Consider the following 13,813-nt stretch of genomic DNA (forward strand, 5'->3'; position numbering starts at 1 on the left):
TTTTGCCTACGCAAAGCTGGCGTCAAGTCTGGCGCGAGAGGTAACTGGTTGAATTAAAAGAAATTCCGCCTCTAAAAAGAGGCTGCTCTGGTGAGAGTTCCCCTATGAAAGCAGGTCTGTACCATCCTGATGAGTTCAAGGATAACTGCGGCTTCGGCCTGATCGCCCACATGCAGGGCGAGGCCAGTCACCATCTTCTGCAAACCGCGATCGAAGCACTGACCTGCATGACCCACCGCGGCGGTATCAACGCCGACGGCAAGACCGGCGACGGCTGTGGCCTGCTGATCCAGAAACCCGACCTGTTCCTGCGTGCCATCGCCAAGGAAACCTTCGGCGTCGACCTGCCTGGGCAATACGCCGTGGGCATGGTGTTCTTCAACCAGGACAACGCCCGTGCCGAGGTCGCCCGCGCGAACATGAATCGCGAGATCGAAGCCGCCGGCCTGCAGCTGGTCGGCTGGCGCAAGGTCCCGGTGGACACCAGCGTGCTCGGCCAACTGGCCCTGGAGCGCCTGCCGCAGATCGAGCAGGTGTTCATCAGCGGCGAAGGCCTGTCCGACCAGGAGATGGCGGTCAAGCTGTTCAGCGCGCGTCGTCGCTCGTCCGTGGCCAACGCCGCCGATGCCGACCACTACGTCTGCAGCTTCTCCAACAAGACCATCATCTACAAAGGCCTGATGATGCCGGCCGACCTGCAGCAGTTCTACCCGGACCTGGGTGACGAACGCCTGCAGACCGCCATCTGCGTCTTCCACCAGCGCTTCTCCACCAACACCCTGCCGAAGTGGCCGCTGGCGCAGCCCTTCCGCTTCCTCGCCCACAACGGCGAGATCAACACCATCACCGGCAACCGCAACTGGGCCGTCGCCCGTCGCACCAAGTTCGCCAACGAGCAACTGCCCGACATTGACGAACTCGGCCCGCTGGTAAACCGTGTCGGTTCCGACTCCTCCAGCATGGACAACATGCTCGAGCTGATGGTCACCGGCGGCATCGACCTGTTCCGTGGCGTGCGCATGATCATCCCGCCGGCCTGGCAGAACATGGAAACCATGGATGCCGACCTGCGTGCCTTCTACGAATACAACTCCATGCACATGGAGCCCTGGGACGGCCCCGCCGGCGTCGTGCTGACCGACGGCCGCCACGCCGTCTGCCTGCTCGACCGCAACGGCCTGCGCCCGGCCCGCTGGGTCACCACCAAGAACGGCTACATCACCCTCGCCTCCGAAATCGGCGTGTGGGACTACAAGCCCGAGGACGTCATCGCCAAGGGCCGCGTCGGCCCCGGCCAGATCCTCGCCGTCGACACCGAGACCGGCCAGATCCTCAACACCGAGGACATCGACAGCCGCCTCAAGTCGCGCCACCCCTACAAGCAGTGGCTGCGCCAGAGCGCCGTGCGCATCCAGGCCAAGCTCGACGACGACCACGGCGTCGCCAGCTACGACAGCGACCAGCTCAAGCAGTACATGAAGATGTTCCAGGTCACCTTCGAAGAGCGTGACCAGGTACTGCGCCCGCTCGCCGAGCAGGGCCAGGAAGCGGTCGGCTCCATGGGCGACGACACCCCCATGGCCGTCCTGTCCAAGCGCGTGCGCTCCACCTACGACTACTTCCGCCAGCAGTTCGCGCAGGTCACCAACCCGCCGATCGACCCGCTGCGCGAAGCCATCGTCATGTCCCTGGAGATCTGCCTGGGCGCCGAGCGCAACATCTTCTCCGAGTCCCCGGCCCATGCCAGCCGCGTCATCCTCAGCAGCCCGGTGATTTCCCCGGCCAAGTGGCGCGCGCTGATGACCCTCGACCGCGAAGGTTTCGAGCGCCAGGTCATCGACCTCAACTACGACGAGTCCATCGGCCTCGAAGCCGCCGTGCGCAACATCGCCGACCAGGCCGAAGAAGCCGTGCGCGCCGGCAAGGTGCTGCTGGTCCTCACCGACCGCAACATCGCCCCCGGCAAGCTGCCCGCCCACGCCTCCCTGGCCGTCGGCGCCGTGCACCACCGCCTGGTGGAGCAGGGCCTGCGCTGCGACTGCAACATCCTGGTCGAGACCGCCACCGCCCGCGACCCGCACCACTTCGCCGTCCTGGTGGGCTTCGGCGCCTCCGCCGTCTACCCCTACCTCGCCTACGAAGTACTGGCCGACCTGATCCGCACCGGCGAAGTCCTCGGCGACCTCTACGAAGTCTTCAAGCACTACCGCAAAGGCATCTCCAAGGGCCTGCTGAAGATCCTCTCGAAGATGGGCATCTCCACCATCGCCTCCTACCGTGGCGCCCAGCTGTTCGAAGCCGTCGGCCTGGCCGACGAAGTCGTCGACCTCAGCTTCCGTGGCGTTGCCAGCCGCATCCAGGGCGCCCGCTTCGTCGACATCGAGAGCGAACAGAAGCTGCTCGCCCAGGAAGCCTGGAGCAACCGCAAGCCGATCCAGCAGGGCGGCCTGCTCAAGTTCGTCTACGGCGGCGAGTACCACGCCTACAACCCCGACGTGGTCAACACCCTGCAGGCCGCCGTGCAGCAGGGCAGCTACGAGACCTACAAGCAGTACAGCGCCCTGGTGGACCAGCGCCCGGTGTCCATGATCCGCGACCTGCTCAAGGTCAAGGAGAGCACCCAGCCCCTGTCCCTCGATGACGTCGAGCCCGTCGGCGACATCCTCAAGCGCTTCGACTCCGCCGGCATCTCCCTCGGCGCCCTCTCGCCCGAAGCCCACGAAGCCATCGCCGAGGCCATGAACCGCCTGGGCGCGCGCTCCAACTCCGGCGAGGGTGGCGAAGACCCGGCCCGCTACGGCACCGTGCGCAGCTCCAAGATCAAGCAGGTCGCCACCGGCCGCTTCGGCGTCACCCCCGAGTACCTGGTCAACGCCGAAGTGCTGCAGATCAAGGTCGCCCAGGGTGCCAAGCCCGGCGAAGGTGGCCAGCTGCCTGGCGGCAAGGTCAACGGCCTGATCGCCCGCCTGCGCTATGCCGTGCCCGGCGTCACCCTGATCTCGCCGCCGCCGCACCACGACATCTACTCCATCGAAGACCTGGCCCAGCTGATCTACGACCTCAAGCAGGTCAACCCCCAGGCCCTGGTCTCGGTGAAGCTCGTGGCCGAGCCTGGCGTCGGCACCATCGCCGCCGGCGTGGCCAAGGCCTATGCCGACCTGATCACCATCTCCGGCTATGACGGCGGCACCGGCGCCTCCCCGCTGACCTCCATCAAGTACGCCGGCAGCCCCTGGGAACTGGGCCTCTCCGAAGCGCACCAGACCCTGCGTGGCAACGACCTGCGCGGCAAGGTCCGCGTGCAGACCGACGGCGGCCTGAAGACCGGCCTCGACGTCATCAAGGCCGCCATCCTCGGCGCCGAGAGCTTCGGCTTCGGCACCGCCCCGATGATCGCCCTGGGCTGCAAGTACCTGCGCATCTGCCACCTGAACAACTGCGCCACCGGCGTCGCCACCCAGAACGACAAGCTGCGCAAGGACCACTTCATCGGCACCGTCGAAATGGTGATGAACTTCTTCACCTACGTCGCCGAAGAAACCCGCGAGTGGCTGGCCCGCGTCGGCGTGCGCAGCCTCGGCGAACTGATCGGCCGCACCGACCTGCTGGACATCCTGCCGGGCGAAACCGCCAAGCAGGGCAACCTCGACCTCACCCCCCTGCTGGGCAGCGACCGCATTCCGGCCGACAAGCCCCAGTACTGCCAGGTGGACCGCAACCCGCCGTTCGACCCCGGCCTGCTGGCCGAGCGCATGTGGGACATGGCCAAGGGCGTCATCGAGAGCAAGTCCGGTGGCTGCTTCGACCTCACCATCGGCAACTGCGACCGCTCCATCGGCGCACGCATCTCCGGCGAGATCGCCCGTCGCTACGGCAACCAGGGCATGAAGGACACCCCCGTGACCTTCCGCTTCAAGGGCACCGCCGGCCAGAGCTTCGGCGTGTGGAACGCCGGCGGCCTGGACCTCTACCTCGAAGGCGATGCCAACGACTACGTCGGCAAGGGCATGACCGGCGGCAAGCTGGTCATCACCCCGCCCAAGGGCAGCCCGTTCAAGAGCCAGGAGTCGGCCATCATCGGCAACACCTGCCTCTACGGCGCCACCGGCGGCAAGCTGTTCGCCGCCGGTACCGCCGGCGAGCGCTTCGGCGTGCGCAACTCCGGCGCCCATGCCGTCGTGGAAGGTACCGGCGACCATTGCTGCGAATACATGACCGGCGGCTTCGTCTGCGTCCTCGGCAAGACCGGCTACAACTTCGGTTCCGGCATGACCGGCGGCTTCGCCTACGTGCTGGACATGGACAACAGCTTCGTCGACCGGGTCAACCACGAACTGGTGGAAATCCAGCGCATCAGCAACGAGTCCATGGAGGCCTACCGCAGCCACCTGCACAGCGTGCTGGTGGAGTACGTCAAGGAAACCTCCAGCGACTGGGGTGCCCACCTGCTGGAAAACCTGGACGACTACCTGCGCCGGTTCTGGCTGGTCAAGCCGAAGGCTGCGAACCTCGCGTCGCTGCTCTCCAGCACCCGAGCCAACCCGCAATAACAAGCGCCCGAGCCGCGAGCCCGCGCGTCACCGACGCCGGGCCCGCTGGCCAACCGTGATGAGTCTTGCAGCGTGCCGCCCTGACGTGCCGCTGCTGTTAAGAGGTTTTCCAAATGACTGAACGTCTGAACAACGACTTCCAGTTCATCGAGGTCGGGCGCAAGGATCCGAAGAAGAAACTGCTGCGCCAGCGCAAAAAGGAATTCGTCGAGATCTACGACACCTTCAAGCCCCAGCAGGCGGCCGACCAGGCCCACCGCTGCCTGGGCTGCGGCAACCCCTATTGCGAATGGAAGTGCCCGGTCCACAACTTCATCCCCAACTGGCTGAAGCTGGTCTCCGAAGGCAACATCCTCGCCGCCGCCGAACTGTCCCACCAGACCAACACCCTGCCCGAGGTCTGCGGCCGCGTCTGCCCGCAGGACCGTCTCTGCGAAGGGGCCTGCACCCTCAACGATGGCTTCGGCGCGGTCACCATCGGCTCGGTGGAGAAGTACATCACCGACACCGCCTTCGCCATGGGCTGGCGCCCGGACATGTCCAAGGTCAAGCCCACCGGCAAGCGCGTCGCCGTCATCGGCGCCGGCCCGGCCGGCCTCGGCTGTGCCGACGTCCTGGTGCGCAACGGCGTGACCCCCGTGGTGTTCGACAAGAACCCCGAGATCGGCGGCCTGCTGACCTTCGGCATCCCCGAGTTCAAGCTCGAGAAGCACGTCCTCAGCCGTCGCCGCGAAGTCTTCACCGGCATGGGCATCGAGTTCCGCCTCAACACCGAAGTCGGCAAGGACATCACCATGGAGCAGCTGCTCGGTGAGTTCGATGCCGTGTTCATGGGCATGGGCACCTACACCTACATGAAGGGCGGCTTCCCCGGCGAAGACCTGCCCGGCGTGCATGACGCGCTGGACTTCCTCATCGCCAACGTCAACCGCAACCTCGGCTTCGAGAAGTCCCCCGAGGACTTCGTCGACATGAAGGGCAAGCGCGTCGTCGTCCTCGGCGGCGGCGACACCGCCATGGACTGCAACCGCACCTCCATCCGCCAGGGCGCCAAGGCCGTCACCTGTGCCTACCGCCGTGACGAAGAGAACATGCCCGGCTCGCGCAAAGAGGTGAAGAACGCCAAGGAAGAGGGCGTGAAGTTCCTCTTCAACCGCCAGCCCATCGCCATCGTCGGCGACGGCAAGGTGGAAGGCGTCAAGGTCGTCGAAACCCGCCTCGGCGAGCCCGACGCCCGTGGCCGTCGCAGCCCCGAGCCGATCCCCGGTTCCGAAGAGATCATCCCGGCCGAAGCCGTGCTGATCGCCTTCGGCTTCCGTCCCAGCCCGGCGCCGTGGTTCGAGCAGTTCGACATCCGCATCGACAGCCAGGGTCGCGTCGTCGCCCCGGCCCAGGCGCAGTACAAGCACCAGACCAGCAACCCCAAGGTCTTCGCCGGTGGCGACATGGTGCGCGGCTCCGACCTGGTGGTCACCGCGATCTTCGAAGGCCGCACCGCCGCCGAAGGCATCCTCGACTACCTGGGCGTTTAAGCGGCAAGCCACACGCCGCCAGTGCGCAGGGTGGATGCCGCTCTTGGCATCCACCAGGCGGAGTGGCCGGTGAACACGGAAGGTGGACCGATAAAGCGCGGTCCCCCCTGCAGGCCATGTGGGCCGACGGGGCGCCAACTGCCCCTCGGCCTGTAGCCCTTCGCCGCGACATTCTGTCGCGAAAGACAAAAGGCACGGCACCCGCCGTGCCTTTTGCGTTGGGCTTTGCGAAAATGCCGGCACTTTTTTGCTGGGAACCTGCCATGACCGCTCTGAAGAACGACCGCTTCCTTCGCGCCCTGCTCAAGCAGCCCGTCGACGTCACCCCCGTCTGGATGATGCGCCAGGCCGGTCGTTACCTGCCCGAGTACCGCGCCACCCGCGCCAAGGCCGGTGACTTCATGAGCCTGTGCATGAACCCGCAACTGGCCTGCGAAGTGACCCTGCAGCCCCTGGACCGCTACCCGCAGCTGGACGCGGCCATCCTCTTCTCCGACATCCTCACCATCCCCGACGCCATGGGCCAGGGCCTGTACTTCGAGACCGGCGAAGGCCCGCGCTTCCGCAAGGTGATCAACACCCGCGCCGACATCGACGCCCTGCCCATCCCCGACGCCGAGGAAGACCTGGGCTACGTCATGGACGCCGTGCGCACCATCCGTCGCGAACTCGATGGCCGCGTCCCGCTGATCGGCTTCTCCGGCAGCCCCTGGACGCTCGCCACCTACATGGTCGAAGGCGGCTCCAGCCGCGACTTCCGCAAATCCAAGGCCATGCTCTACAACGACCCGCAGGCCATGCACGCCCTGCTGGACAAGCTGGCCCGCTCGGTCACCACCTACCTCAACGGCCAGATCCTCGCCGGCGCCCAGGCCGTGCAGATCTTCGACTCCTGGGGCGGCGCCCTCTCCGCAGCGGCCTACCAGGAATTCTCCCTGGCCTACATGAAGCAGATCGTCGACGGCCTGATCCGCGAGCACGAAGGCCGCCGCATCCCCGTCATCCTCTTCACCAAGGGCGGCGGCCTGTGGCTGGAGTCCATGGCCGACACCGGCGCCGAAGCCCTCGGCCTGGACTGGACCTGCGACATCGGCAGCGCCCGCGCCCGGGTCGGCGGCAAGGTCGCCCTGCAGGGCAACATGGACCCGTCCGTGCTCTACGCCAGCCCCACCGCCATCCGCAACGAAGTCAGCCGCATCCTCGCCGCCTACGGCCAGGGCACCGGCCACGTCTTCAACCTCGGCCACGGCATCACCCCCGAAGTGGACCCGGCCCACGCCGGCGCCTTCTTCGAAGCCGTCCACGAGCTGTCGGCCCAGTACCACGGCTGATCGCCACCCCAATGAAAAAGGCCGCATCAGCGGCCTTTTTCATGTCCACGCAGGCGTGTCAGTAAGCCGTGTAGCGCTCCTCCACCTGGCGCCGCTGCAGCGTGTATTCCTTCAGGTCGATCTCATTGCCCGCCAGTTTCGCGTCCAGCTCGTCCAGCGCCTTCTTGCGCTGCCGTTCGATGTGGGTACGGGTGGCCTGGTAGTTGATGGAGCGCGACGCCTCGTAGCCGCTCACCGGGTCCCAGAGGATCGACAGCGGCCACAGCAGCAGGTTGACCACCCCGAAGCCGTACTCCCGCCCGTAGAACGACCCGCCGCCCGGCAGCAGGCCCAAACCCGCGCCCAGGCCCGGGTTCTTTTCCTGCACCGCCATGCCGCGGGCTTCGTAGTGGTCCAGCTCGGCCTTCTGCACCGAGTTCAGGCCGGTGGCGCAACCGGTGGTGAGGGCGAGGGCCAGGGTGGCGATGGCAAAACGTACACGCACGGCTTGTTCCTTCTTGTTGGAGTTTGGAGACCCGCAAGCGCGGGGCCGCGAGGCTAGCACGGGGTCCTGGGGCGCCCGGGCGTAGGGCCTTGAAGGAAATTTCCGAGGATCAGGCGTGTATCGGCGGGCCCTTGAAGGGCGGCCGAGCCCACTGCCGCCAGAAAGCAAAAAGGCCGCACAAGGCGGCCTCTCTTCACGGCAACGCGGCTTACTTGACGTTGGCCACCTTGCCCTTCAGGGCAACGCCCGCCATCAGCGCACCGGCGTGGCACTCGTACTTGGCGCTGTCCTTGTACTCCTTGTTCTTGTAGTTGCTGGCGATGTCGACCACCGCGTTGGCACCGGCGGACTTGGCCGCGTTCTGCAGGCGGATCAGCGCCGATTGCAGGGCCCAGCGGCAGGCTTCCTCGTCGGTCTTGTTGAAGGCGTTGGTCTTCTGGCTGGTGGTCACGTTCGGGTTGATCACCGTCACCTGGCCCGCCGGGGTGTTGCCCGCCAGGTAGAACTTCACGGTGCCGTCCAGGCGGCCGGCCTGCACGGCCTCGGCGACCACGGAGTTGAAGTCGAGGAAGTGCGTCGTATCGCGGGCTTGGCTGATGCCCGGCAGCAGGGTGGCGGTGAGCAGGGCTACGGCGGTCCAGGTCTTGCGTTGCATGGTCGTCTCCTTGACGGCTTTTGGGGTCATTGTCCGGCGATCGCTGCGCGGGTCTGGATCTCGCGCAGGATGGTGTTGCTGAGGTTGTTCACCCAGCGGTTGTAGTTGCGGTGGATCTCGCCGTTCTCGTAGTTCAGCCCGCTGCTGTTGCGGTACTGGATGTCGAAGTCCAGGGGGCTGTAGACGATGGCGATCTCCGCGCGATGACGGTTGCGCACATTGATGCTGGCGCTGATCTCGGTCGGCGTGACGCGGGTCGGCGTCCAGTCGCGGGCCTGCAGCGCCGCGAGGATGGCCGCCTGCATCTGCGACTGGCTCACGTTCAGGCTGGGCGGCACCGGCTCGTGGGGGTTCAGGACCGGGCGCTGGGTGCTGCAGCCGGTGGCCAGTGCCAGGGCCAGCGCGAGGACGGCGAGGGGACGTGTTCCTTTCATCGTGGGGCTCCGTGTCAGCGCCAGCGACGGAAGATCAACGAGGTGTTGACCCCGCCGAAGGCGAAGTTGTTGTTCATCACGTACTCGTTGCTCATCTGGCGCGGGCCGTCGCGCAGGTAGTCCAGCTCGCCGCAGGCCGGGTCCACCGCGTCCAGGTTGAGGGTGTGGATGTACTGGTCGCGGTTCATCATCTCGATGCTGAACCAGGACTCCAGCGCGCCGCAGGCACCCAGCGTGTGGCCGAGGAAGCTCTTCTGCGAGCTGATGGGCATCTGCGCGCCGAACAGGCTGCTGGTGGCGAGGGTCTCCGCCACGTCGCCCTGCTCGGTGGCGGTGCCGTGGCCATTCACGTAGCCGATGGCCGAAGGCGGCAGGCCCGCGTCCTGCAAGGCCAGTTCCATTGCCCCGCGCATCGTCGCCTGCTCCGGCTTGGTGGTGTGCTGGCCATCGGCGTTGCAGCCGAAACCGACGATCTCGGCGTGGATCCGCGCGCCACGGGCCAGGGCATGCTCCAGTTCCTCCAGCACCAGGATGCCGGCCCCCTCGCCGATCACCAGGCCGTCGCGGCCGGTGTCGTAGGGGCGCGGCGAGGTGTGCGGCGCATCGTTCTTCAGGCTGGTGGCGTAGAGCGCATCGAACACCATCGCCTCGGTGGGGCAGAGCTCCTCCGCACCGCCGGCCAGCATCATCGGCAGGCGGCCGAACTTGATCGCCTCGTAGGCGTAGCCGATGCCCTGGCTGCCGCTGGTGCAGGCGCTGGAGGTGGGGATCAGCCGGCCCTTGAGGCCGAAGAAGATGCTGATATTGGCCGCCGCCGTGTGCGGCATCATGCGCACGTAGGAGTTGGCGTTGAGGCCGTCGGCCACCGAGTTCAGCAGCATGTTGCCGAAGGCCTTGATCTCCTCGGTGCTGCCGGTGGACGACCCGCAGGCCACGCCCATGCGCCCGTCACGGATGCGCTCGTCGCCCGCCAGCCCGGCGTCCGCCAGGGCCCGCTCGGCGGCGTAGACCGACAGCTTCGAGACCCGCCCCATGCTGCGCATCTGCTTGCGGGTCCAGTGCGACGGCGTGGTGAAGCCGTCGATGGGCCCGGCCAGGCGGGTGTTCAGCTCGGCGAAGCGGTCCCACTCGTCCATCCGGCGGATACCGCTGCGGTTGGCCGTGAAATGGCTCCAGATACTGTCCCAGTCGTCGCCCAGGGAGGTGATGCCGGCCATGCCGGTGACCACTACACGTTTCATCAGCACAGCCCACCGTTCACAGCGAGGACCTGCCGGGTGATGTAGCCGGCCTCCTCGGACATCAGGAAATTCACCGCACCGGCCACCTCTTCCGGCGTGCCCATGCGCTGGGCCGGGATCATCTTGAGGATCTCCTCCACCGGCACCCGCTCATCGAGGATCTCGGTGTCGATCAGCCCCGGCGCCACGCAGTTGACCGTGATGCGGCGCTTGGCCAGCTCGATGGCCAGCGCCTTGGCGGCACCGATCACCCCGGCCTTGGAGGCGCTGTAATTGACCTGCCCGCGGTTGCCCACCAGCCCCGACACCGAGGTGATGCAGACGATGCGCCCCGGCTTGCGGCGACGGATCATCGGCATGCTCAGCGGGTGCAGCACGTTGTAGAAGCCGTCCAGGTTGGTGCGCAGCACGCTGTCCCAGTCCTCGTCGGTCAGCGCCGGGAAGGCGCCGTCGCGGGTCAGGCCGGCGTTGCACACCACCCCGTAATAGGCGCCGTGGGCCTCCACGTCGGCCTCCAGCTGCTCGCGGCAGGCGGCGCGGTCGGAAACGTCGAACTGCAGCACCCGGGCGTTGCGGCCCAGGGCTTCGATCTCGGCCTTCACCGCCTCGGCCTCGTCGCGGCGCGAGCGGCAATGCAGCACCAGGTCGTAGCCCGAGCGCGCCAGGCGCAGGGCGATGGCGCGGCCGATGCCGCGGCTGGAGCCGGTGACCAGGATGGTCTCGGTCATGCTTGGGGTTCCTCCAGGTAGCTCGCCACCTGCGGCGGACGGAAGACGTTGAGGCGGGCGAAGGCCTCGACGCCCGGCCCGGTCAGGCGGCATTCGAAGACGCCCATGCCGCTGTCGTCCTGCAGGGAGCGGGTGGCGGTGATGTGCAGGTCCACGCCGGCCGGGAAGCGGTCGACGTTGCATTGGTAGTGGCGGGTGCCGAGCAGAAAGCCCAGCTCCACCGGTTGTCCCGCCTGACGGGCCTGGCAGCCGGCATAGGCGGCGATGCTCTGGGCCATCAGTTCCACGCCGACCCAGGCCGGCAGGCTGCCGTCGTCCTGGGTGAACAACCCCGGGCGCACGGTCAGGCGGGTTTCCACGTCCTCGTCGCCGAAGCGCAGGACCTGGTCGATCAGGATCATGTCCCCGGCATGGGGGACCAGTTCGGCTATCGGCCAATCGCTCATGGCGCGTCTCCGAGAATCAGGCTGATGTTGCTGCCGCCGAAGGCGAAGGAGTTGCTCATCAGGCGGCGCGGGCGCTGGGTAGGCAGGCGCGAGGCCCCGTCCACCAGGCGCAGGGCCGGCAGCTCGGGGTCGGGCTCGCCGTCCCAGCGGTGGGGCGGCAGGCGGTGCTCCGGGTTCCATGGGCTCAGGGCCAGCCAGCAGAAGGCCGCCTCCAGGGCCCCGGCGGCGCCCAGGGTGTGGCCGGTCAGCGGCTTGGTGGACGAAGCCGGCACGCCCTCGGGGAACACCGCCGTGGTGGCCAGGCTCTCCATCGCATCGTTGTGCTGGGTGGCCGTGCCGTGCAGGTTCAGGTAGTCGATCGCTGACGGCTCCAGCCCGGCATCGGCCAGGGCCTGGCGCATCGCGCGCTGGGCCCCCAGGCCGCTGGGCTCGGGGGCGGAGATGTGGTGCGCATCGGAGCCGGCACCCGCGCCCAGCAGGGCGATGCCGCCGGCGTCGCGCTCCATCAGGAACAGCGCCGCGCCCTCGCCGATGTTGATGCCCCGGCGGTTGCGCGAGAGCGGGTTGCACAGGCTGTCGGAGACCGCCTCCAGCGCGGCGAAGCCGTTCAGGGTCAGCCCGCACAGCGAGTCCACCCCGCCGCACACCACCGCATCGCACACCCCCAGCTGCAGCAGGCGGCGCGCGCTGAGCAGGGCCCGGGCGCTGGAGGTGCAGGCGGTGGAAATGCAGTAGGCCGGGCCGGCGCTGCCCAGCCAGGCCGCCAGGAAGGCCGCCGGCGCCACCAGCTCCTGCTGGGCGTAGCGGTAGTCCGCCGGCAGGGCGCCGGTGCGCAGCTGCTCACCGATGCCCAGGCTGGCTTCCTGGATGCCCGAGGTGCTGGTGCCCAGCACCACGCCCACCCGTGCCGCGCCATGGCGGGCCACGGCGGCGCGCAGTTCCGGCTCGATCTCCAGGGCGGCGGCCAGCAGCAGGCGGTTGTTGCGGCTGTCGCAGGCGGCCAGCTCGGCCGGCAGTGCCGGCAGTTCGGCGTCCACCGCGCCGAGGGTCAGGGTGCGCTCAGGCACCCAGTCGGCGTGGGGGCGCATGCCGGCGGTATCGCCGGCCAGGAGGTTGCGGGCCACGGCGGCCTTGCCCTGGCCCAGGGCACAGACCAGGCCCAGTGCGTTGAGGGATGCGGTCATCGAGGCTCCTCGCCCGTCAGCGGGCTGATGCGGTAATGCGGTCCTTCGCGGCGTTGCAGGTCGAATTGCAGGGGCGTGCGGTAGGCCACCCGCCAGCGGCCATCCAGCTCGCGGCTGCCGTCGGCGCCCACCTGCTGGTGAATGCCGGCGTAGACGCGGGGCAGGACCTCGGAAGGCACCAGCGCGTAGAGCAGCGCGGCGAACAGCTCGCGGGCTTCGGGGTTGGGCGGCAGCAGGCCGTCGTTGTGCCAGGCGCCGGCCTCCAGGCGCTGGCGCGCCAGGGGCACGCCCAGCGGATCGAACAGCGACCAGCGCAGCACGCCGCCCTCGTCCTGCACCACCAGCAGCCAGTCGCGCTGCTCGCCCTGGGCCTCCCGTGCCACGTGCAGCGACAGCGGCAGCCCCAGCGGCGGCACGCGCGCCGGCACCGGGGTGGTCCCGGCACAGGCGGCCAGCAGCAGGCAGGCCAGCAGGGTCAGCGCGCGCCAGGTCATGCTGCCGGTGCCTCCAGGGGCTTGCGGGCCACCAGGTTCACCAGCGTCTCGTTGCGTTGCCCGGGCGGGGGTGGCGTGCGCAGGCCCCAGCGCTCCAGCAGGCCGAAGTCGCTGGAGCGGCTCCACCACAGGTAGGGGTAGGAGACGTTGCGCGGCTCGAACACGAAGCCCTGGTCGCGCACCATCGCCTCGTACTCGGCGGCGGTGCGCTGCACATGCATCGGGTGGCGGAACAGCCAGCGGATCACCCAGGTGTCGATGTAGTAGCGCGTGGACTCGGCGAACAGCAGGTAGCCGCCCGGCTTCAGCACCCGCCAGAACTCCGCCAGGGCGCGCTCCTGCTCCACCAGGTGGTGGAAGGTCTGGTGGCAGAACAGCAGGTCCACGCTGGCGTCCGGCAGCTGCAGCTCGGCGCAGTCGCTGGCCAGCAGCTCCACCGCCAGCCCCTGGCGCTCGGCTTCGGCGCGGGCGCAGTCGAGGCTGTGCGGGTCGGCGTCCAGGCCGATCATCCGCGACGGCGCGAAGGCGTCCGCCAGCAGGCGGAAGGACTTGCCCTGGCCGCAGCCGGCGTCCAGCAGCACCGGCGCCTCCGGCAGCGGCGCGTGGAACAGGCCCTTGAGGTCGTTGATCGCCACCCGCAGCACGTGGTGCTCCCAGGTGTGGCTCTGCAGGAACCAGAAGCCGAAGCGGGTTTCCTCGACGTAGGTGGCGGCGGCGCGCTGCATGCTCATGCC

Annotated in this window: 12 protein-coding genes; 3 read left to right on the forward strand and 9 right to left on the reverse strand. The window is 68.1% G+C overall.

The window, feature by feature from the left end; all coding sequences use genetic code 11:
• Positions 1-104 precede the first annotated feature (104 nt).
• The 3 genes from gltB to hemE all read left to right on the forward strand — a co-directional run bounded on the left by gltB (position 105) and on the right by hemE (position 7,413).
• Complete coding sequence (gene gltB / locus FBY21_RS22370; protein WP_142013735.1) at positions 105-4,550, forward strand: glutamate synthase large subunit; 4,446 nt, start codon at positions 105-107, stop codon at positions 4,548-4,550.
• A gap of 113 nt (positions 4,551-4,663) precedes the next feature.
• Entirely contained in the window at positions 4,664-6,082 is a 1,419-nt protein-coding gene (locus FBY21_RS22375) for an FAD-dependent oxidoreductase (protein WP_074973707.1), read from the forward strand.
• A gap of 263 nt (positions 6,083-6,345) precedes the next feature.
• Positions 6,346-7,413 carry a uroporphyrinogen decarboxylase gene (gene hemE, locus FBY21_RS22380; RefSeq protein WP_044406752.1) on the forward strand — a complete coding sequence of 356 codons (1,068 nt, stop codon included), beginning with the start codon at positions 6,346-6,348 and terminating at the stop codon, positions 7,411-7,413.
• Positions 7,414-7,471: 58 nt separating this feature from the next.
• Here hemE and FBY21_RS22385 read toward each other — a convergent pair whose 3' ends face one another.
• The 9 genes from FBY21_RS22385 to FBY21_RS22425 all read right to left on the reverse strand — a co-directional run bounded on the left by FBY21_RS22385 (position 7,472) and on the right by FBY21_RS22425 (position 13,810).
• Positions 7,472-7,897, reverse strand: coding sequence for a hypothetical protein (locus FBY21_RS22385; RefSeq protein WP_044406755.1), 426 nt, complete (start codon positions 7,895-7,897; stop codon positions 7,472-7,474).
• 208 nt (positions 7,898-8,105) lie between these two features.
• Positions 8,106-8,552 carry an excinuclease gene (locus tag FBY21_RS22390; protein ID WP_044406758.1) on the reverse strand — a complete coding sequence of 149 codons (447 nt, stop codon included), beginning with the start codon at positions 8,550-8,552 and terminating at the stop codon, positions 8,106-8,108.
• Positions 8,553-8,578: 26 nt separating this feature from the next.
• Positions 8,579-8,986 carry a hypothetical protein gene (locus FBY21_RS22395; protein WP_142013737.1) on the reverse strand — a complete coding sequence of 136 codons (408 nt, stop codon included), beginning with the start codon at positions 8,984-8,986 and terminating at the stop codon, positions 8,579-8,581.
• Positions 8,987-9,000: 14 nt separating this feature from the next.
• Positions 9,001-10,227 (reverse strand): beta-ketoacyl-ACP synthase, encoded by a 1,227-nt coding sequence (locus FBY21_RS22400; protein ID WP_044406764.1) that lies wholly within the window; start codon positions 10,225-10,227, stop codon positions 9,001-9,003.
• The gene (gene fabG, locus FBY21_RS22405; protein ID WP_142013739.1) at positions 10,227-10,955 is read right to left on the reverse strand and encodes a 3-oxoacyl-ACP reductase FabG; all 729 of its coding nucleotides are present in this window, start codon (positions 10,953-10,955) and stop codon (positions 10,227-10,229) included. Before fabG ends, FBY21_RS22400 begins: the two co-directional genes overlap by 1 nt.
• On the reverse strand, positions 10,952-11,401 hold the full coding sequence (locus tag FBY21_RS22410; RefSeq protein WP_044406769.1) for a hotdog family protein: 450 nt from the start codon (positions 11,399-11,401) through the stop codon (positions 10,952-10,954). Before FBY21_RS22410 ends, fabG begins: the two co-directional genes overlap by 4 nt.
• The gene (locus FBY21_RS22415) at positions 11,398-12,585 is read right to left on the reverse strand and encodes a beta-ketoacyl-[acyl-carrier-protein] synthase family protein (RefSeq protein ID WP_142013741.1); all 1,188 of its coding nucleotides are present in this window, start codon (positions 12,583-12,585) and stop codon (positions 11,398-11,400) included. Before FBY21_RS22415 ends, FBY21_RS22410 begins: the two co-directional genes overlap by 4 nt.
• Complete coding sequence (locus FBY21_RS22420; protein ID WP_142013743.1) at positions 12,582-13,079, reverse strand: hypothetical protein; 498 nt, start codon at positions 13,077-13,079, stop codon at positions 12,582-12,584. The genes FBY21_RS22415 and FBY21_RS22420 overlap by 4 nt, the downstream gene beginning before the upstream one ends.
• Entirely contained in the window at positions 13,076-13,810 is a 735-nt protein-coding gene (locus FBY21_RS22425; protein ID WP_377743920.1) for a class I SAM-dependent methyltransferase, read from the reverse strand. Before FBY21_RS22425 ends, FBY21_RS22420 begins: the two co-directional genes overlap by 4 nt.
• Positions 13,811-13,813: the final 3 nt, after the last annotated feature.

This window comes from Pseudomonas sp. SLBN-26 (assembly GCF_006715895.1).
Classification (GTDB): domain Bacteria; phylum Pseudomonadota; class Gammaproteobacteria; order Pseudomonadales; family Pseudomonadaceae; genus Metapseudomonas; species Metapseudomonas otitidis.